The organism is Streptomyces sp. NBC_01408 (assembly GCF_026340255.1).
GTDB lineage: Bacteria > Actinomycetota > Actinomycetes > Streptomycetales > Streptomycetaceae > Streptomyces.
Window position 1 is genome coordinate 837137 of record NZ_JAPEPJ010000001.1, and the last position, 20413, is coordinate 857549.

At 71.6% G+C, this 20413-nt stretch carries 16 protein-coding genes; 7 read left to right on the plus strand and 9 right to left on the minus strand.

Features of this window, described 5'->3' with window-relative positions; all coding sequences use genetic code 11:
• Positions 1-4 precede the first annotated feature (4 nt).
• The 9 genes from rplC to rpsL all read right to left on the minus strand — a co-directional run bounded on the left by rplC (position 5) and on the right by rpsL (position 9253).
• Positions 5-649 (minus strand): 50S ribosomal protein L3, encoded by a 645-nt coding sequence (gene rplC, locus OG447_RS03870; protein ID WP_007265899.1) that lies wholly within the window; start codon positions 647-649, stop codon positions 5-7.
• Between the two features lie 14 nt (positions 650-663).
• Positions 664-972, minus strand: coding sequence for a 30S ribosomal protein S10 (gene rpsJ, locus OG447_RS03875; protein ID WP_003948644.1), 309 nt, complete (start codon positions 970-972; stop codon positions 664-666).
• A gap of 479 nt (positions 973-1451) precedes the next feature.
• Positions 1452-3275, minus strand: a complete 1824-nt coding sequence (locus OG447_RS03880; protein ID WP_266934874.1) for a hypothetical protein — start codon at positions 3273-3275, stop codon at positions 1452-1454.
• Between the two features lie 46 nt (positions 3276-3321).
• On the minus strand, positions 3322-4128 hold the full coding sequence (locus tag OG447_RS03885; RefSeq protein ID WP_266934875.1) for a glycosyltransferase family 2 protein: 807 nt from the start codon (positions 4126-4128) through the stop codon (positions 3322-3324).
• Entirely contained in the window at positions 4125-4526 is a 402-nt protein-coding gene (locus OG447_RS03890) for a DUF2304 domain-containing protein (protein WP_266934876.1), read from the minus strand. The genes OG447_RS03885 and OG447_RS03890 overlap by 4 nt, the downstream gene beginning before the upstream one ends.
• A gap of 369 nt (positions 4527-4895) precedes the next feature.
• Complete coding sequence (tuf, locus tag OG447_RS03895; protein ID WP_257554813.1) at positions 4896-6089, minus strand: elongation factor Tu; 1194 nt, start codon at positions 6087-6089, stop codon at positions 4896-4898.
• A 147-nt stretch (positions 6090-6236) separates the two neighbouring features.
• Positions 6237-8369, minus strand: coding sequence for an elongation factor G (fusA, locus tag OG447_RS03900; RefSeq protein WP_266934877.1), 2133 nt, complete (start codon positions 8367-8369; stop codon positions 6237-6239).
• 39 nt (positions 8370-8408) lie between these two features.
• A complete protein-coding gene (rpsG, locus tag OG447_RS03905; protein WP_007265894.1) occupies positions 8409-8879 on the minus strand; it encodes a 30S ribosomal protein S7 in 471 nt (156 codons plus the stop codon).
• A gap of 2 nt (positions 8880-8881) precedes the next feature.
• Positions 8882-9253: a 30S ribosomal protein S12 gene (rpsL, locus tag OG447_RS03910; protein ID WP_007265893.1), complete on the minus strand. Its 372-nt coding sequence runs from the start codon at positions 9251-9253 to the stop codon at positions 8882-8884.
• Between the two features lie 535 nt (positions 9254-9788).
• Here rpsL and OG447_RS03915 point away from each other — a divergent pair.
• The 7 genes from OG447_RS03915 (at position 9789) to OG447_RS03945 (ending at position 20364) form a co-directional block, all read left to right on the plus strand.
• Positions 9789-12272, plus strand: a complete 2484-nt coding sequence (locus OG447_RS03915) for a YfhO family protein (protein ID WP_266934878.1) — start codon at positions 9789-9791, stop codon at positions 12270-12272.
• A gap of 163 nt (positions 12273-12435) precedes the next feature.
• Positions 12436-13143, plus strand: a complete 708-nt coding sequence (locus OG447_RS03920; RefSeq protein ID WP_266934879.1) for a Crp/Fnr family transcriptional regulator — start codon at positions 12436-12438, stop codon at positions 13141-13143.
• Positions 13144-13316: 173 nt separating this feature from the next.
• The gene (locus tag OG447_RS03925; protein WP_266934880.1) at positions 13317-14117 is read left to right on the plus strand and encodes a hypothetical protein; all 801 of its coding nucleotides are present in this window, start codon (positions 13317-13319) and stop codon (positions 14115-14117) included.
• A complete protein-coding gene (locus OG447_RS03930) occupies positions 14114-16225 on the plus strand; it encodes a hypothetical protein (RefSeq protein WP_266934881.1) in 2112 nt (703 codons plus the stop codon). Before OG447_RS03925 ends, OG447_RS03930 begins: the two co-directional genes overlap by 4 nt.
• Positions 16226-16244: 19 nt before the next feature.
• The gene (locus OG447_RS03935) at positions 16245-18254 is read left to right on the plus strand and encodes a hypothetical protein (RefSeq protein ID WP_266934882.1); all 2010 of its coding nucleotides are present in this window, start codon (positions 16245-16247) and stop codon (positions 18252-18254) included.
• Positions 18251-18778, plus strand: coding sequence for a Pycsar system effector family protein (locus OG447_RS03940; RefSeq protein WP_266934883.1), 528 nt, complete (start codon positions 18251-18253; stop codon positions 18776-18778). The genes OG447_RS03935 and OG447_RS03940 overlap by 4 nt, the downstream gene beginning before the upstream one ends.
• Before the next feature lie 26 nt (positions 18779-18804).
• Entirely contained in the window at positions 18805-20364 is a 1560-nt protein-coding gene (locus OG447_RS03945) for a M48 family metalloprotease (RefSeq protein WP_266934884.1), read from the plus strand.
• The last annotated feature ends 49 nt before the right edge of the window (positions 20365-20413 follow it).

The window sequence follows — 20413 nt, forward strand, 5'->3', positions numbered from 1 at the left end:
TACCTCAAGCCCCCTTGGCCGCGGTACGGACCAGGACGAGGCCGCCGTTCGGACCGGGGACCGCACCCTTGATGAGGAGCAGACCCTTCTCCGCGTCAACCGCGTGGATGGTCAGGTTCTGGGTGGTGACGCGCTCGTTGCCCATACGACCGGCCATGCGCATGCCCTTGAAGACACGCCCAGGGGTGGCACAGCCACCGATCGAACCGGGGGAGCGGTGCTTGCGCTGCACACCGTGACCGGCGCCGAGGCCCCGGAAGTTGTGCCGCTTCATGACACCGGCGAAGCCCTTGCCCTTGCTGTTGCCCGTGACGTCAACCTTGACGCCGGACTCGAACACCTCAGCAGTGATCTCCTGGCCGAGCGTGTACTCGCTGGCGTCGGAGGTGCGGAGCTCCACCAGGTGGCGGCGGGGGGTCACGTCGGCCTTGGCGAAGTGGCCCTTGAGGGGCTTGTTCACCTTGCGCGGGTCGATCTCGCCGAAGGCGATCTGGACCGACTCGTAGCCGTCGATGTCGTTCGTACGGACCTGGGTAACGACGCAGGGCCCGGCCTTGACAACGGTCACCGGGACGACACGGTTGTTCTCGTCCCAGACCTGGGTCATGCCGAGCTTCTCGCCCAGGACGCCCTTGATCTGCTTTGCCATCTTCTCGACGCCTCTCAGAGCTTGATCTCGATGTCAACGCCGGCCGGAAGGTCCAGGCGCATCAGCGAGTCAACGGTCTTGGGCGTCGGGTCGAGGATGTCGATCAGGCGCTTGTGCGTGCGCATCTCGAAGTGCTCGCGCGAGTCCTTGTACTTGTGCGGCGACTTGATGACGCAGTACACGTTCTTCTCAGTGGGCAGCGGCACCGGGCCTGCGACCGACGCACCAGTGCGGGTCACCGTCTCGACGATCTTCTTCGCCGAGGAGTCGATGACCTCGTGGTCGTAGGCCTTGAGCCGGATGCGGATCTTCTGTCCCGCCATGGCTACTTCGTAGTCCTTTGTCTCGTGTGAAAACGCTCTGACTCTCGGCCGGCTGCGGGGTGACCCGCGGTTCCTCCTCCGACCCACGCGGTCGGGCGTGTCGCACTCCCTCCAAAGAAATTTCCATACAGAAATTCCCTGCCAAGGGGGTGCGGTCCCAAGACCGCGGTTCGGGGGATGAACACCCACCGAGCGCCTGGTCGGCGCCTCGCTGACACTTCCCGGAAGATTCCCGTACGTCCGCCCCATTGCTGCCCCGGGGGGCAGATAAAGGCGACGAGTACTGTGGGACTCGCTTCCGGTCCTCCCGGCGGGAGGCGCGCAGCATCGGCACTCAACCGAGCAACTTGAGTAGTCTGCCATACAAGACACGTACTGCGCCAATCGGGCCGAAGAGAATACCCCTCGGAGCGATCACGTCAAACCGCGCCGCGCTCGGCGGCCGGTCCCCGGCAGGGCCCCCGCCACCGGGCGGGCGGTCAGTCCCTGCGCCAGATCACGTACTGGCGCTCACGGACCTCCCGGTCGACGTGCCAGCCGGCCGGGGCGTCGGGCCAGCTGTCGGTGGCCGGGGCCGAGGCGTCGCGGAGGGCGAGCGCAGCGACGTCGGCCTCGGGCGGCGGGGTCTCGCCCTTGATCAGGAAGCGGGTCCAGACCCGGCCGTCGAGGATCTGGGAGGTCGCCGACGCCCGGGTTTCCCAGCGGAAGCCGATGTCCATGACCAGCCGGTCGCCGGGCCGGATCCCCGCCCTCTCGATGAATCCCGTGCCGTCCTCGTAGCGCCACTCGGTGTTGGGCTTCGTGACGTGGTCGGTGATGGCGACGGTCCCCCACGCGGCGAACCCGGCCAGCACCACGCCGGCGGCGCCGGTGGCGAGCGCGGCCCGGCGGATGCCGCCGAGCAGGCGCAGCAGCAGGACGACGGCCAGCACGATCAGCGCGACCGCGGTGGTACGCGCCGCGTGGAAGCTGCGCCAGTCCTCCGCCCAGAGGCTGGAGAGGAAGGTCGCGTCGGGCAGGCCCCACACGACGAACCAGGAGCTGCCGAACTCCTTGCCGGCCATGTGGAGCAGTACGGCCGTGAGCGCCAGCGTCACGCCGGCGGCGGCCGCGCCGAGGGCGAGGAGCCTCTTCCGGCTGCGGAGGCGGTACAGGGTCGCCACAGCGACCAGGAGGTACGCCGGGACGAGCAGGGACAGGTAGCGGGCGTAGACGATGGTGTCGATCCGCCCGTCGGCGGGCAGGCCGGCGGCGGCCGCGAGGGCGATGCCACCCAGCAGCGCGACCATCACGAAGGCCACCACGCGGTCGGCCCGGGTGAAGCGCGAGCTGAAGACCGCGTACACGCAGACCACCAGGGCCAGCGCGCCCAGGCCCCACGTGCTGGTCATGAAGTACCAGAGGTGGCCGATCACCCGCATGAGGGTGCGGCGCATCAGGTTCGGGTTCAGCAGCGTCTCGAAGACGGCGTTGCCGACCTCGCTCGGCGTGGCGCCGTCGATCCGGGAGATCAGCCAGGCGGTCATCAGCTGCTTGCCGGCGAACATCGCGGCGAGCACGGACAGCGCCAGCAGTGAGGCGATCCGGGGAGCCCACTTGAGGGCCAGCGTCACCAGCAGCACCACCCCGGTCAGCGCGACGATCACACCGCCCCGGTCATGGGTGAGCAGGCAGTATCCGGCGGCGAAGGCGGCCAGCAGGCCGAACCGGATCCGGCGGCGCCTGCTGCCCTCGGAGAGGAGGCCGTGCAGGCCGATCAGCCACAGCAGCACCAGGACCGGCAGCGGGGTGTCGGCCATCGCGAACTGCGAGTAGAAGACCACCGGAGGCGCCAGCACCGCGGCGGTGGCGACGACGTACGAGACGGGCCGGGAGACGTTCAGCCGGCGCATCGCCCAGTACGCCACCAGCAGCAGCGCGCAGCTGATCAGGGCGTTGATGCCCATGACCAGGTGGTAGGCGTACACCGGGTCCTGCGTGATGCGCAGGGCGGGCGAGATCAGCAGCGAGTAGCCGCCGGGGATGACCTGGTTGCGGAAGATCTCGGTGGTCGGCCGGCCGGCCATGATCCTGGCCATCACCAGGTACATCTGCTCGTCCGGGCTGGCCGTCGGATAGTCCTGCTTCGTGACCAGCGAGAGCCGGAACAGCACGTTGAGCACGTAGCCCACGGCCAGCGCCGACGGCACGACCCACGTGGCGTGCCACCACCCCGCCGCCCGGGTACGGCTGCCCGCCGGGGGATCCCCGGCGGTACGGTCGGTCTCCGGGTCCGCGGGGGACGTGGGGGACGTAGGGGCCATCCTCGTCACTACAGGTCACACTTCCGTGAGATGTCCCCGCCCGGGGCTACGCCTTGGTCAGCTCGTGGCCGAGCAGCGTGGCGGTGCGCTCCTGGTGCGCGACGTACGCCGGCGAGCCGGGCGTGAACGCCTTGAGCTCCGTCGGCATGCGACGGATCATCGCGAGCAGGAGCACCAGGCCGGCGCGGGTGAGGTAGACCATCGCCCGGAACGGCGAGGCGCTCGGGCGGCCGGTGGTCCGTTCCCGCATGGCGACGGGGATCTGGCGCACGGTGTAGCCGGAGCGGGCCGCGCCCACCATGGACTCGATGGTGTCGCCGAGGTACTCCACGGGGTACCAGCGCGCGAAGAACTCTATGAGCGGGCGGTTGCAGGCCCGGAAGCCCGAGGTGGTGTCGGTGAGCTTGGTGCGGGTGATCCGCGAGAGCACCACGGACAGCAGCTTCATGGCCCACTTGCGCGGGCCGCCCACCTGGTAGTCGCCGTCTCCGGCGAACCGGGCGCCTATGACGAGGTCGGCGTCGCCGACGGCGAGGCGTTCGAGCAGGGCCGGCACGTACGCGGGGTCGTGCTGGCCGTCGGCGTCCACCTGGATCGCGACGTCGTAGCCGTGCTGCTGCGCGTAGCGGTAGCCGAGCCGCATCGCGCCGCCGACGCCGAGGTTGAACGGCAGCTGGGCGACGGCCGAGCCGGCCGCGCGGGCCACCGCTGCGGTGTTGTCCGCCGAGCCGTCGTCGACCACGAGGGTGTCGACGTAGGGCAGCTGCTCCTGGATCTCGCGCAGGACGGAGGGCAGGCCCTCCTCCTCGTTCCAGGCGGGAAGAATGATCAGAACGCGACGACCGTCGTTCACGAGTTCACCTGTGCCTCGGTGGCGCCGGAGTCCTCCGTGCGCGGCGACGTGCTGGGGTAACCGCCCTGCTGGACGAGATGGGCGCGGATCAGCGCGACGTCCTCCGCGAGGGTGCGGGTCTCCGCCTCCAGGCGGCTGGTCTCCCAGCTGAGGTGCAGGCTGACCAGCAGGACCAGCACGAAGCCGCTGAAGAGGACCAGGCTCGCACCGGACGCCACGCCGAGGGCCTTGGCGATCGGGTCCAGGAGGTCGGGTACGAACCCGATCGGTGCGACCAGCAGTCCGATGCCGAGCCATATCGCGGCGTACTTCTCCCGCAATTGCTGACGGCGCAGCAGTTCGAGGATGTACCCCAGCACCAGAAGACCGGAGATGGAGGTCAGGACGGAGAGTCGCACAGCGGGCGGCGCCTTTCGCGCGAAGGGGCCAAAGTCTTTGTGGGACAAGCATATGGCACCGGATGACGCCACCGGGCCTGGCGGTGATGCGTCCTGGGCACCGTCAGATGACGTTCCCGTCAAGGCGGTCGGCCAGCGCGGCCAGGCCCTTCGGGGGACATCGAAGCAGGTCGGCGAAGTCCGGTCGCCCATCGCCCCGTCGGACCGGGCCCGCCGGCCGGACCGCGGCTCCGGCCGGCCGCCGACGGCCGGTCGTGACCAAGGACACGGAACGCCGAAGGGCCCCGTCCCTCCGCCGAAGCGGTGGGACGGGGCCCTTCAGTGGAACTTGGTGCTCGCTTCAGCGAGCTACCAGGTCAGAGCACGAAACTACGCCGTGATCTTGGTGACCTGGCCGGCGCCCACGGTACGACCACCCTCACGGATGGCGAACTTCAGGCCCTCCTCCATGGCGACCGGCTGGATCAGCGCGACCGTCATCTCGGTGTTGTCGCCCGGCATGACCATCTCCGTGCCGGCCGGCAGGGTGACGACACCCGTGACGTCCGTGGTACGGAAGTAGAACTGCGGGCGGTAGTTGTTGAAGAAGGGGGTGTGACGGCCACCCTCGTCCTTCGACAGGATGTAGGCCTGGGCCTCGAACTCCTTGTGGGGAGTGACCGAACCCGGCTTGATGATGACCTGGCCGCGCTCGACGTCCTCGCGCTTGATGCCACGGAGGAGCAGACCGACGTTCTCGCCCGCCTGGCCCTCGTCGAGCAGCTTGCGGAACATCTCGATACCGGTGACCGTGGTGGTGGTCTTCTCTTCCTTGATACCGATGATGTCGACGGTCTCGTTGACCTTCAGGACACCACGCTCGATACGGCCGGTGACGACCGTACCGCGACCGGTGATCGTGAAGACGTCCTCGACGGGCATGAGGAACGGCTTCTCGGTGTCACGCGGCGGGGTCGGGATGGCCTCGTCGACGGCAGCCATGAGGCCGAGAAGCTTCTCGCCCCACTCCTTGTCGCCCTCGAGGGCCTTCAGCGCGGAGACGCGGACGACCGGCAGGTCGTCGCCCGGGAAGTCGTACTCGGAGAGCAGCTCACGGACCTCGAGCTCGACGAGCTCCAGGATCTCCTCGTCGTCCACCATGTCGGCCTTGTTCAGGGCGACAACGATGTAGGGAACGCCGACCTGGCGGGCCAGGAGCACGTGCTCCTTGGTCTGCGGCATCGGGCCGTCGGTGGCGGCGACCACGAGGATCGCGCCGTCCATCTGCGCGGCACCGGTGATCATGTTCTTGATGTAGTCAGCGTGACCCGGGCAGTCGACGTGGGCGTAGTGACGCGCCTCGGTCTGGTACTCGACGTGCGCGATGGAGATGGTGATACCGCGCTGGCGCTCCTCAGGAGCCTTGTCGATCTGGTCGAAGGCCGAGGCCTCGTTCAGGTCCGGGTACGCGTCGTGCAGCACCTTGGTAATGGCGGCCGTGAGGGTCGTCTTACCGTGGTCAATGTGACCGATGGTGCCGATGTTGACGTGCGGCTTAGTCCGCTCGAACTTCGCCTTCGCCACGGGGTCCTCCTGGAGAGTGGTTCTGTACGCCTTACTCATCGGCGCCAGGTGATCTTTGCTGGAAAGCCGGTCCTCCGGGGCAAAGGAAGGTTATTCCTGTTGCCCCAGAGGCTCCGGTGACAAGCCTAAAGCGTGTACTCGGAAGAGTTACTCGCCCTTGGCCTTCGCGATGATCTCCTCAGCGACGTTCCGGGGAACCTCGGCGTAGGAGTCGAACTGCATCGAGTAGCTGGCGCGACCCGAGGTCTTGCTGCGGAGGTCTCCGACGTAGCCGAACATCTCCGAAAGGGGCACGAGGCCCTTCACGACGCGAGCACCGTGACGCTCCTCCATGGCCTGGATCTGGCCACGGCGGGAGTTGATGTCACCGATGACGTCACCCATGTAGTCCTCGGGCGTGGTGACCTCGACGGCCATCATCGGCTCCATGAGCACGGGGGACGCCTTGCGCGCGGCCTCCTTGAAGGCCTGCGAACCGGCGATCTTGAAGGCGAGCTCGGAGGAGTCGACCTCGTGGTAGCCACCGTCGAGAAGCGTGACGCGGACGCCCGTCATCTCGTAGCCGGCCAGGATGCCGAACTGCATGGCCTCCTGCGCACCGGCGTCGACCGAAGGGATGTACTCCTTCGGCACGCGGCCACCGGTGACCTTGTTCACGAACTCGTACGCCGGACCGTCGGTCTCGGTGATGGGCTCGATCGCGATCTGCACCTTGGCGAACTGACCGGTACCACCGGTCTGCTTCTTGTGGGTGTAGTCGTGACGCTCGACGGTGCCGCGGATGGTCTCGCGGTACGCGACCTGCGGCTTGCCGACGTTGGCCTCGACCTTGAACTCGCGCTTCATACGGTCGACCAGCACCTCGAGGTGCAGCTCGCCCATACCGCCGAGGATGGTCTGGCCCGTCTCCTCGTCCGAGTGAACGTGGAAGGAGGGGTCCTCCTCCGCGAGACGCTGGATGGCGACACCCAGCTTCTCCTGGTCACCCTTGGACTTGGGCTCGATGGCGACCTGAATGACCGGGGCCGGGAAGTCCATGGACTCCAGGATGACCGGGTTCTTGTCGTCACACAGCGTCTCACCGGTGGTGGTCTGCTTCAGGCCCATGACGGCGACGATGTCACCGGCGCCCACCGACGCGATCTCCTCACGCTTGTTCGCGTGCATGCGGTAGATCTTGCCGATGCGCTCCTTCTTGCCCTTGACGGAGTTCAGCACCGCAGTGCCGGCCTCCAGGCGGCCCGAGTAAACCCGGACGAAGGTGAGCTTGCCGAGGTGCGGGTCGCTCATGATCTTGAACGCCAGCGCCGCGAGGGGCTCCTCGTCGGAAGGCTTGCGCTTCACGACGACCTCGGCGTCCCGGACGTCGTGGCCTTCGATGGCCTCGATGTCCAGGGGCGACGGCAGGTAGCGGACGACAGCGTCGAGCAGGGGCTGAACGCCCTTGTTCTTGAACGCCGTGCCACAGAACACCGCAGTGATCGTGGGCTCGCCCTTGCCCTTGCCGGAGCCGAGGATGATGCGACGGACGGCGGCGTGCAGCTGCTCCGCGGACGGCTCGTCGCCGTTCAGGAAGAGCTCCATGATCTCGTCGTCGTTCTCGGCGACGGTCTCGACCAGCTTGCCGCGCCACTCTTCAGCAGCCTCGGTGTGCGTGGCCGGGATGTCGACGATGTCGTACATCTCGCCCTTGGTCGCCTCAGCGGACCAGACGAACGCCTTCATGGTGACCAGGTCGACAACGCCCTGGAAGTCCATCTCGGCGCCGATGGGGAGCTGCATGACGATCGGAACCGCACCGAGGCGGTCCTTGATCATGTCGACGCAGCGGTGGAACTCGGCGCCGGTGCGGTCGAGCTTGTTGACGAAGCAGATGCGCGGAACGCCGTAACGGTCGGCCTGACGCCACACCGTCTCGGACTGCGGCTCCACACCGGCGACACCGTCGAACACGGTGACGGCACCGTCGAGGACGCGGAGCGAACGCTCCACCTCGACGGTGAAGTCCACGTGGCCCGGGGTGTCGATGATGTTGATGGTGTGGTCGACGTCCTCGAGCGGCCAGTGGCAGGTCGTCGCGGCGGACGTGATCGTGATGCCGCGCTCCTGCTCCTGCTCCATCCAGTCCATCGTGGCAGCGCCGTCGTGGACTTCACCGATCTTGTAAGACACACCGGTGTAGAACAGGATGCGCTCGGTGGTCGTCGTCTTGCCCGCGTCGATGTGAGCCATGATGCCGATGTTGCGCACCTTGGCCAGGTCAAGCGAAGTGGTAGCCATATCGGCTCAGTCTTCTCTCGGTCTCGATGTGGGTTGCGATTACCAGCGGTAGTGCGCGAAGGCCTTGTTGGACTCGGCCATCTTGTGCGTGTCCTCACGCTTCTTGACGGCAGCGCCAAGACCGTTCGAGGCGTCGAGCAGCTCGTTCATGAGGCGCTCGGTCATCGTCTTCTCGCGGCGGGCGCGGGAGTAACCCACGAGCCAGCGCAGCGCGAGGGTCGACTGGCGGCCCGGCTTGACCTCAACCGGAACCTGGTAGGTCGCGCCACCGACACGGCGGGACTTGACCTCGAGGGACGGCTTGACGTTCTCCAGCGCGCGCTTCAGCGTGATGACCGGGTCGTTGCCGGTCTTCTCGCGGAGGCCTTCCATGGCGCCGTAGACGATGCGCTCGGCGGTGGAGCGCTTGCCGTTCAGGAGGATCTTGTTGATGAGCGACGTCACCAGAGGAGATGCGTAGACCGGGTCGATGATGACCGGGCGCTTCGGGGCGGGGCCCTTACGAGGCATTCTTACTTCTCCTTCTTGGCGCCGTAGCGGCTGCGGGCCTGCTTGCGGTTCTTGACAGCCTGGGTGTCAAGCGCACCGCGGATGATCTTGTAACGAACACCCGGCAGGTCCTTCACACGGCCACCACGCACGAGCACGATCGAGTGCTCCTGCAGGTTGTGTCCCTCACCCGGAATGTAAGCGGTGACCTCGATGCCGGAGGTCAGACGCACACGCGCGACCTTACGCAGCGCCGAGTTCGGCTTCTTCGGGGTGGTCGTGAACACACGCGTGCAGACGCCGCGACGCTGGGGCGAAGCCTCAAGCGCGGGGGTCTTTGTCTTCTCGACCTTGTCCTGCCGGCCCTTACGGACCAGCTGCTGGATCGTAGGCACTACTTCTCCGGTTTCTGTGTGCCGTGTAGTGAAGCTAACCTGGAACATTTGCCGACCCACGCGGTCGGGTGTGTCGGATCCGGCGGACCTCCGCGCAAGCACGGAGACGCATGGATCGCGGTGGCTGACTCGGCTCGCATGCGGTTGATGGACACGCACGGGAGCCCAGGCACACCCCAGGCACAAGGTCTGAGCGTACCTATCGCATCCACTCCGGTCAAAACAAAAGCCTGGCCGCGGAAGTGGCGAGATCCCCACGGCCCGTACGCCGCACGGGCGACACCGCCATGCGGCCCCTCCGACGCGCGGATGTGGCGCGGGCGTGCTATGGGCCGCCGGCCGGTCCGCCCGCCCGATCCCAGGTCCGGGCCCTGTTCCGACCCGCGCGCGGCTGGCGCCCGCCCCTTCACGGATGGCCGTACGGGGCTCCGTACGGGCCCGCGGACGCGGACTCGCGGGCCGTGCGGGCAGCCCCGCGAGCCCTACACTGCCGTCCGATTCAGCCCAAACGGCACGACCATGAGGGAGCGGGACATTGGGGACGGTCACCTCGCGGCCGACGACGACGGACAGCCCTCCCCGCGCGGGCGGACCCGGCCTGCTGCCGCGCCCCCGGCGCCCGCGCCGGGCCGCGCTGTACGGGCCGCTGCTGGCCTTCCTCGTCACCTCGGGCGCCGTCTGCGCGGCCTGGGCCGCGCGCGGCGCCTTCCCCTTCGGCCCCACCGGCCGGGCCGTCAACGACCAGGCCAACCAATACGTGCCCTTCCACCGGGGGCTGTGGGACCTGGTCCACGGGCAGGCCGCCGGTGACCTGCTCTTCACCTGGCGCGGCGGCTTCGGCCAGCAGTTCCTGTCCGACTACCACACCTACCTCGGCAACCCCTTCTCCTGGCTGGCCGTCCTGGTCCCGCGCGACCACGTCGACCTGGCCGTCTTCGTCATCACCCCGGTCACGGCGGGCACCGCCGCCGCTCTGATGACGGTGTACCTCGGCAAGCTGCACCCCGGCCCCTGGTGGCAGCGCGGGACCCTCGGCGCCTGCTACGGGCTGTGCGGCTGGGCGCTCAGCGACGCCTCGTACATCCCCATGTGGCTCTGGGGCCTGGTCGCGCTCCCGATGCTCGGCATCGCCGTCGAGTGGTGCCTGGAGGAGCGCCGCTGGCCGGGCGCGGCCCTGCTGGTCGCCCTGGCCTGGTACGGGAACTTCTACACCGCCATGATGGCCACGATGGCCGCCTGCATCCTGCTGGCCGTCCGCCTGGCCACCCTCGGCACCACCTCCGGGAGGCGGCTGCACGCCGTCTGGCGGGCCGCGACGGCCGCCGTCACCGGCGTCCTGCTCACGCTCCCCCTGCTGCTGCCCTCGTTCCTCGCCAGCGGGGCCGCGCAGCCCACCCGGGCCGCCGCCTTCGACCCGGTGCGGATCGACGCCTTCCTCGCCGGGCTGCTCCCGGCCACCCACCTGTGGGGCGGCCGGCCGCGGCTGTACGTGGCCTCGCTCGGCCTGGTCCTCGCCGGGACCTTCCTCCTCAACACCGCCGTCGCGCGCCGCACCCGCCTGGTGTGGGCCGGCGCGACGGTGCTGGTGGCGGCCTCGTTCCAGTTCCCGCCCACCCAGTTCGTGTGGCACGGGCTGGCCGTCCCGAACGGCAACCCGTACCGCGAGACCTTCGTCTTCAGCGCCATGGTGGTGGTCCTGGCCTGGCTCTCCCTGGCCCACCGGCCGCGCCCCCTGCACCTGGCCCTGTCCGCCGCCCTGCTCGCCGCGGCGGCCTTCGCGCTGCGCCACACCGACGACTTCGGCGGCTGGACCTGGCCCGCGGTCCTCGGCGGCGGCGCCCTGTCGCTGCTGGCCCTGGTCCTCCTGGCGCTCGGCGCCAAGCGGCCCCACCTGGTCCCCCTCGCGGCGGTCCTGATGGTCGGCGTCGTCTTCGCCGAGTCCACGGCCGCCGCGGCCAACGCGGACGCCCGCCGCTCCCGCGAGCGCTGGGCCAGGCCCGCCGCCACCTCGAACGGGTCGATCAGCCGGCACTTCGACGCCGTCCGGGAGGTGGACGGCTGGCCCGCCTACCGGACCGACTCGGGCGCGCCGCAGACCTCGTACAACGACGCCCTGGCCCTGCGCGCGGAGGGGCCGCAGTACTACAGCAGCTACCTCCCGCAGGCCACGTTCCGGGCCCTGGAGCCGCTCGGGTACGGCTACAAGAACGACGGCCGCACCTTCTTCGGCGCCGACAGCCCCGTGCTCGACGCGATCTTCTCGATCGGCGCGCGGGTCCGCCCGGGGGCCGCCCCGGGCACCTGGACCGGTTCGGTCTTCCCCGCGCCGCCGCTGGTCACGGTCCGTTCCGCGCCCTACGCCTCGCCCAACCCGCCGGACAGCGTCTACGCCCGCCAGGAGAACGTTCTGGGCGCCACCGTCTACCAGGTCCCGCGGGTCACCCGCGGGGGCGGCGCCACCGCCCAGACGTACGCCGCCCGGTGCCGCCCGGGCTCCGAGGCCTACTGGTACTCCCCCGCGCTCCACGGCACCCTGCGCACCGGCGGCACGCAGCGGCGGCTGGAGGACCTGCGGACCGGGGTGGTCCCGCTGGGTCCGGTCCCCACCTCGGGGAAGGTGGCCGTCACCGTCCGGACCCGTACGCGCGGCGCCGCCGCGGGCAGCCACCCGGTCGGCTGCCTGGACCGCGCGGCGCTCGACGCGGCCGTGCGGAACCTGACCGCCACCGGCGCCACCCGGGTCGAGGCGGGCGGCCACCGCATCGAGGCCGGCCTCCCCCCGGGCGCCCGGGGCACGGCGGTCCTGGCGATGACGAACGTCCCCGGCTGGCAGTGCTCGGCGCCGGTCGGGGACTTCCACGGCCTGGTCTCCCTGGAGCTCCCCGCGGGCGCGGACGAGGTCTCCTGCACCTTCACCCCCAGGGGCCTCACCCCGGGCCTCGCGGGCGCCGCCCTCGCCCTCCTCGCGCTGGCCTCCGTCACGGTGGCGGGCCTGCGCCGCGGCCGTTCCGCCCCCTAGCCCTCCCGGCCGCACTAACATCTCCGGCAAATCCCCCACATCGTGACGGATGTGGGGGCTTTCGTGCACGGTCTGTGATCGTCTGGCGCGAATCCGGTTGTTCCGGATCTACGCGCACCCCGCTGTCAGTACATTGACCGCCCTGACGGATCGGGGGGCCCGCATGGCCATGGAAGACCTCCCGGGCGACGGGGGGCTGGACGACCGCGTCCCCTTCCTGGCCCGGCTGGAGAACGAGGACGGTACGGCGTTACGCGCGCTCGGCCGCGAGCTGGCCTTCGCACCGCGCGACCGCCTGATCCACCAGCACGAGCCCTCGTCGCACATCCTGCTGATCCTGCACGGCTGGACGAAGGTCACCGTCTCCGCCGCCAACGGCTACCACGCGCTGCTCGCCCTGCGCGGGCCGGGCGACATCCTCGGGGAGTCCGCCGCGCTGACCGGACGTCCCCGCTCGGCCACCGTGACCGCGCTGGAGCGGGTCCGGGCCCTGGCCGTCGACCACGAGAGCTTCCGCGATTTCCTCGCCTCCTCCCCCACCGCGGCCCTGCGGCTGCTCGGCCTCACCTGCGACCGCACCCGTGCCGCCGACCAGCGCCGCCTGGAGTTCGCATCGATGAGCGTCCGCGAGCGGCTCGCCGTACTGCTCCTGGACCTGGCCAGGACCCACGGCCGCGCCACCGACGCGGGCGTGGAGCTGTCCGTACCGCTGACCAAGGAAGAGCTCGCCGGGGCCGTCGGGGCCTCCCGCGAGATGGTCCAGCGCGAGCTCAAGGAGCTCCGTGAACGCGGGGTCGTGCTCACCGGCCACCGCAGCGTGGTGATCGTACGGCCGGACGTGCTCCGCCGGATCGCCCGCCCCGCGCTCTGACCCCATGGACGCCGTGTCCCGCCCGGTGTACCGCCCGCCCCGCGTCCCGCCGCGCCCCGGGCCCGCGCGGAACTGTGCACACGGTCACAGTCCGAGTGCGTCATCCGCCCTCACGGCCCGGGCCGCGGCGCCGCCACCCTCATCTCACGTACGGATCCCAGCGAGAGGCGACCATGATCCACCCCGTTAACCGCAACCTGCTCCTCCTCGACATCGAGCGGTACAGCGACCGCGACGACGTGGCCCAGGCCTATCTGCGCCGCATGCTCTACGGCGTGATCGACCAGGTGCTCCTGGCCGCGGAGATCGACGCGACCCTGCGGCGGCGCTCCGACCGGGGCGACGGGCTGATCGAGGTCATCGACGCCAACGCCCCTCTGGACAAGCTGCTGCGGGTCCTGCTGACCGAGGTGCCGGCCCAGCTGCGCGCCGTGAACCGGCTGGCGTCCAGCTCGGCCCAGATCAGGCTGCGCGGGGTGCTGGCGACCGGGTACGTCGACCTCGACGAGCTCGGCGGGGAGGTCGGCTCCGACCTCAACCACGCCTGCCGGCTGCTGGACGGGGAGGTGCTGCGAGCCGCGCTGCGCGAGAGCGCCGACGACTTCGCGCTGTGCGTATCGGAGCGCGTCCACGAGGCGATCGTGCGCCATCACCACCTGGGCATCCCGGCGGAGCGGTTCAACGGGGTCACCGTGCCCAGCAAGAACGGCCCGCTGCGCGCGTGGCTGTGCGGACCACTGCCGAAGGGGGGCCCGGCGCCGGAGACCGACGGGGGATCCGGCGCCGGGACGGGGCTTCCCGCGGACCCGGCGCCCGCCGCGCCCGCACCGGCCCGGACGCCCCCGGCGGCCGCCGACGGAGCGGCGCCGGTCGTGTACGACATCAACGGCGGGCAGTTCGGCGGCACCAACCACGGCATCAACGGCGGCACCTTCCACGGTGACATCCACCTGGGCGGCGGTGACCGCCGGTGAGCGCCCCGACGGCGGAGGGCTCCGCACCGTCCGAGGCCCCGGACCAGCCGGAGGCCGTGGCCGAACCCGCGGCCGGCGCCCCGGCCCAGGCCCCGGCGGAGGAAGCGGCGCCGCAGAGCGCCTACGAGGCCCGCCGGGACCTGTACCGCGGCATCCCCGACGCGATGCGCGTCGGCGGCGGGGTCTTCGGCGGCGTCAACCACGGCATCAGCGGCGGCACCTTCCACGGCAACATCACCGTGAACCACCTCGCGGCCGGCGGCTCCGCGCCCGCCTCCGGCGAGGTCCCGGGGACCACCCTCACCCGCCTCGACGAGGTCTTCGTGGCGGAGGGCAGCAACTTCCAGGACCTGCTGGAGCGGCTCCGCAAGGAGCGCGTCCTGGTGCTCACCGGCCCCCGTTTCACGGGCCGCCGCACCGCCGCGTTCATGCTGCTGCGCCGCCTGGGCGTCGCCTCGGTCCACGCCCTGGACCGGAGCGCGTCCCCCGAGACCCTCGCCGACCGGCTCGGTTCGGGGGCGGCGCGCGGGTACGTGCTCTGCGACCCCCTCACCGAACGGGACCGGCCGCTGCGCGACACGCACCTGCTGGCCGCCCGGGACCGGCTCGACGAGAAGAGCTTCCTGGTGGTCACCGCCGGTCCGCACACCCGTCTGGAGGGCGTCGGCGGCCGCGCCTGGCAGCCGCCCGGCACCGCGGCCGTCCTGCGCTCCTCGCTGGGGGCCCTCGTCGGCGACAAGAAGGAGTTACGGCGGCTGCTGGCCCTTCCCGCCGTCGCCGACTTCCTGAACCACCACCACCAGCTCCGCGAGGCCGCGCAGTTCGCTGCCGTGCTCGGCCGGCACTCCCGCCACGGGACGGACGCCGCGGAGATCGAGACCTTCTCCCAGGGCGCCCTGGAACAGCAGATCCGGGAGTGGTTCGAGGACCCGGACGGCACGCCCCACCTGCGGGACAAGGCCTTCCTCGTGGCCCTCGCCGCCTTCCACAAGGGGCCGTACGCCCTCACCGCCGAGCTCAGCGACCTCCTGTACGGGCTCCTCCAGCACACCGAGGACCCCGAACGGCCCGCCGCCGTCCCCGTCTTCGGCAGCAACCCCGCCAAACGCCTCCAGCTGGCCCGCGCCGTCCGCTACCCGAAGGAGGAGCAGACCGAGTGGGGCCCGGTGACCCAGTGGATGGCCGCGTTCGAGGACGACCGGACCGCCGCCGTCCTGCTGCGCGAGGTGTGGACCGGGCACCCGTCCGCCCGCCCCGCACTGGTCGGCTGGCTGCGGCGGCTCGCCGCCGACGGCCGGTCCTTCGTCCGTACCAGGGCAGCCTCCACCGCCGCGGTCCTCGCCCTCCACGACCTGCCCTCCGCGATGGCCCTGGTCATCGAGGAATGGGCCCGCTCCGACCGGCCGTGGCTGCGGATCGGCGCCGTGAACGCCCTCGCCCTCGCGCACCTCATCGGCACCCCCAACATCCCCCGGATCATCGACCGCTGGTGCGCCGACGACGACGCCCATTCCCGCCTGCGCTGGGCCGCGATCCGCGTCCACGGGCTGATCGGCGACGAGCGGCCGGCGGAAACCCTCGAAGCCCTGCGCGCGGCCGCCCGCCGGCTCACCGGCAACGACACGGCGCTGCTGCTCGAACTCACCCAGTCCTTCGAACTGCTGCTCCTCTCCGACGCGCGCGACGCGGTCCTCGCCGAACTGCTGCGCACGCCCGACGACGACCGGACCGCCGCGGACCTCGCGCTGGACGGCTTCCTGCGCGCCTGCCGGCACACCGAGGACGACGAACCGTACGGCCGCCCGCTGGTCCTGGACTGGTACGCCCGGTCCGCCACCGGGCAGCCGGGCTCCGCCCACGGCATCGCCGCCCTGTGGCGGGCCGTCCTGAACCGCCCCGGCAACGAGGACGCCCTCGACCTGCTGCACGACTGGGTGCTGGCCGCGGACCGCGACCCCGGCACCGAATGGGCGCTCGCCGCCCTCCTGCCGGCCCTGGGCACCGACCCCCGCGAGCGCGCACGGCTCCGGCACCTCCTGCACGAGGGGAGCGGCGGGGTGGTACCCGCCGTCGCCGAGCGCCTGCTGACCGTACTGCCGACCCACTGAACCGAGGAGAAGCCGCACCATGCCCGACCCCCGCCACCACACCGAGTGGCAGCAGCCCGCCGACCGGCACAGCCGGCTGATCGACCCGGTCCTCTCCGTCCAGCAGCTCGCGCGGTTCGAGGTGTTCCGCAGGCTCCAGTCCCGTATCGACCACGCCCTGGTCTTCTCGACCGCCAAGGGCGGGTACGTCGCCTTCCTGCCGCCGCACCGGCCCGGCTCCACGCGCGGCTACACGGCGGTCTACGAGGTGGACACGGGAGTCCACCACGTCTCGGCGGAGATCCAGCTGCCCAGCGACAACGACGCCCACCAGTTCGTGGTCGTCGTGGAACTCAGCTGGCGGGTGGCGGACCCCGCCCGGTTCGTGGAGAGCGGACACCGCGACGTACCGCGGCTGCTGCTCGGCGAACTGGAGCAGGCCGCCCGGCCCGTCGCCCGGCACTTCGCCATCGCCGACAGCGCCCGGGCCGAGGCGGAGCTGCTGCGGGTGCTGCCGGAGGCCCGCCCCCTGGGCCAGGACTGCGGACTCCAGACCACCTGGACCGTCCGGCTGCGCCGCGACCAGGAGAACATCGACCACCAGCTGCGGATGCAGGCCATCCACCACAGCACCGACGAGCAGCTCCTCACCGAGCGCCTCGGCATGCGGATCGACGTACAGCTCGACCAGCGGGCCCGGCAGCAGGACGAGCTCACGACGGACCGGGCGCTGGTGTACGGCGGGCAGCAGCACCAGCTCACCCTCCAGCAGCAGCAGTGGGAGCACCAGCGGCGCGTGGAGCTGAGCCGCCAGCAGGCGGAGCTCCAGCGGGTCGAGGCCGAGAAGATCGCGTTCTACCAGTGGCACCTCCAGCAGGGCGGGGTGCACGCGTGGGCCCTGCACCTGGCCGAGCACCCGGAGGACTCGGCCCTCGTCATGCGGACCATGCGCGAGGACCAGCTCCAGATGATCCGGGACCAGATGTCCCTGGTCAGCCAGGTCCTCGCGGACGGCGGGGCCGAGCGGCACGAACTCCAGGGGCCCAAGCAGCTGGCACTGCGGGCCATGAACGACATCCTGAACCAGCGCCTCCCGGGCGTCCCCCACGACCCGCCCCCGCCCTACCCCGGCCAACTCCCGCCCCCGCCGCCGCCCTACGGCCAGACACCCCCCTACGCCCCACACCCCCAGCCCCCGGCCACCTCCCCCGGCACGGCCTACGGCGCCCCGCTCCAGCCCCCGGCGCACGCTCAAGGCGCGCCCTACGGGGCACCCGCGCAGCCCCCGGCCCCGGGCCCGGCCGACGCCCCGCCGCAGCCCCGGACCACGTCGCCGGGGACGTCCTACGGCACTCCGACGCAGCCCCCGGTGCACACTCAAGGCGCGCCCCACCAGGCTCCCGCGCAGCCCCCGTCCACGTCCCCCGGGACCCAGCCCCACGACGCCCCGCCACAGTCGCAGGCCGCATCCCCCGGCACGGCCTACGGCGCTCCGCTCCAGCCCCCGGCGCACGCTCAAGGCGCGCCCCACCAGGCTCCCGCGCAGCCCCCGTCCACGTCCCCCGGGACCCAGCCCTACGACGCCCGGCCGCAGTCGCAGGCCACGTCCCCCGGGACGGCCTACGGCGCCCCGCCGCAGCCCCCGGCCCCGGGCCCGGCCGACGCCCCGCCGCAGCCCCCGGCGGACGCGCAGGGCGCGCCCCACCAGGGTCCCGCGCAGCCCCGGGTTCCGGGACCCGGTGCGCCCTATGACGCAGCTCCGCTGCCCCCGGCGCACGGTCCGGCCCGGCCGTACGGAGCGCCCGCGCAGCCACCGGTTCCGCCCGCGGCTCCTGTGCCGGGCGCACCGTACGGGCCGCCGCCGACCTTCGCCCAGTGGGAGCCGCCGCCCGGGTACGGGACCAGCCCCGTCCAGCAGCCGCCCACGCCCGCCGCTCCGGCTCAGCCCCCGGCCGGGCCCGCTCGGCCCGAGCATCAGCCCGACCGGCCCGAGGCCCAGCCCGAGGCCGGGCCGGGGCCCTCCGACGGCGACCGGCAGGAGCAGTCATGACCACGCCCCCGCCGCCGGCACCGGCACCGGCACCCGCACCCGCCGACGCCGCCACCCGCCTGCTCGCCGACCTGCGTGCCGAGATAGCCCGGGCCGACAGCAAGGCCTCCGTCCTGGTCGCGGCCCTCGGCATGACCGCCGGGGTGATCAGCGCCCTGCTCGCCGGAAAGGGCTGGCAGCCGGGCTCGCTCTCCACGCCCGGCCAGGCCCTCTGGTGGACGGGGGCCACCGCCCTCGCCCTGGCCCTGCCCGCCCTGCTGCTGGCCGTGCTGCCCCGCTACCGCTCGGCCGAGTGGCAGCCGGGCTCCCCGCTCTCGTACTTCGGCGACATCCGGTCGGCGGTCCGCCAGGGCCGTCTCGCGGAGGCGCTCGCGGAGACCGACCGCGACCCCACCGACTCGCTGATGGCCGCTCTCGCGGAGAACAGCCGGATCGCCACCCGCAAGCACCAGTGGATCAGGACCGGCCTGGTCGCCTTCTGCGCGGCCGCGGTACTGCTCCCCACCGCCCTCCTCATCGGCTGACGCCACCGAGACGACGAAGGACCACCGTGAACCAGTCGCCCGAACCCGCACCCGAACCCGAATACCCGCAGGACCCCCGGGCTCCCCAGTACCCCCACAGCCCCCAAAGCCCCCAGCACCCCGACAGCCCTCAGTACCCGCAGGGCCCGCCCCCGGCGTACCCACAGCAGCAGGCCCCGCCGCCGTACCCGGCGAGCGGGCCCCCGGCGCCCGGCCACCCGCAGCCCGAGCAGTACCCGCAGCCCCCGTACCCGCAGCCCCCGTACCCGCAGCCGCCACGGCCCGGGCCGCACCAGCAGTACCCGCAGCAGCCCCCGTACCCCCAGGCCCCTCACCACCAGAGCCCGTACCAGCAGGCCCCGTACCCCCAGACCCCGTACCCCCAGACCCCGCACCAGCAGACCCCGCCCCCGCAGGCCCTGTACCAGCAGCCCCCGCCCCCGCAAGCCCCCCACCAGCAGGCCCCGTACCAGCAACCAGCGCACCCGCAGCAGCCCTCGCCCCAGCAGCCCGCCTACCCGCAGTACCAGCAGGCCCCCACACCCACCAGGCACCCAGCAGAGCCCCCCACACCCGCCAGGCCGCCCGCAGGGCACCCCGCAGGGCCGCCCGCGCCGCTCGACGACCTGGACTACCAGAACGCCCCCGGCACCCGCCTCCACCTCAAGGCGCACCAGCGCAGCACCGACGCCACCGCCTTCGGCCAGCTCGCCCTGCACGTCCCTGGCTTCCTGATGAGCCTCATGGTGGTCCTGCTCCTCGCCACCCTCCTGGAGGCCCTGTCCGGCCTGCCCTACTGGGTGCCCACCCTGCTCTGGATCGCCTCCGGGGCCCTCGTCTTCCACCGCCCCAGCGAGGACTTCTTCGCCCGCCGCCTGCTGCGCCTCCAGCGGCCGCTCCCCCACGAGCTCGCCGCGCTCGCCCCGGTGTGGCGCGAGGTCACGGCCCGTGCGGGCGTCGACGGCGAACGCTACGAGCTGTGGATCGAGGACAGCGACCACCTCAACGCGTACGCGGCCGCGGGCCACATCGTCGCGGTCACCCGCTACGCCCTGGACAAGCTGCCCAGGTCCCAGCTCGCCGCCGTACTCGCCCACGAGCTCGGCCACCACACCGGCGGCCACGCCTGGTCCGGGCTGCTGGGCTGGTGGTACTCCCTGCCCGGTCGGGTCGCCTGGCAGGTCATCCGGGCCGTGACCGTCTTCGTCATCCGGTTCACCAGCTTCTTCTCCTACCTGGCGGCCGGGCTCCTGATCATCTTCGTCGGCATGTTCACCCTGCTGACGATCACCGCCACCTACGGGCTCCCGCTGCTGCTCCTCGTGATGCCGTACTTCATGGCGGCGGTGGGCCGGCGGGCCGAACTGCGCGCCGACGCACACGCGGCCGTCCTCGGCTTCGCGCCGATGCTCGCGCAGATGCTCCACGGGGTGATGGTGCAGGAAGAGCAGGCCAAGCAGGCCGTGCTCGCGCAGACCGGAAAGCCGTTCACGGAGCCCGGCACGCTCTCCCGGCTGCTGTCCACCCACCCCGATCACCGCACACGCCTGCACCACCTCCAGCCGTACATGCAGCCCGGACGCTGAAGCAGCCGTCAACAACGCCGCAGGGCGGCCACCCTCTCGGGTGACCGCC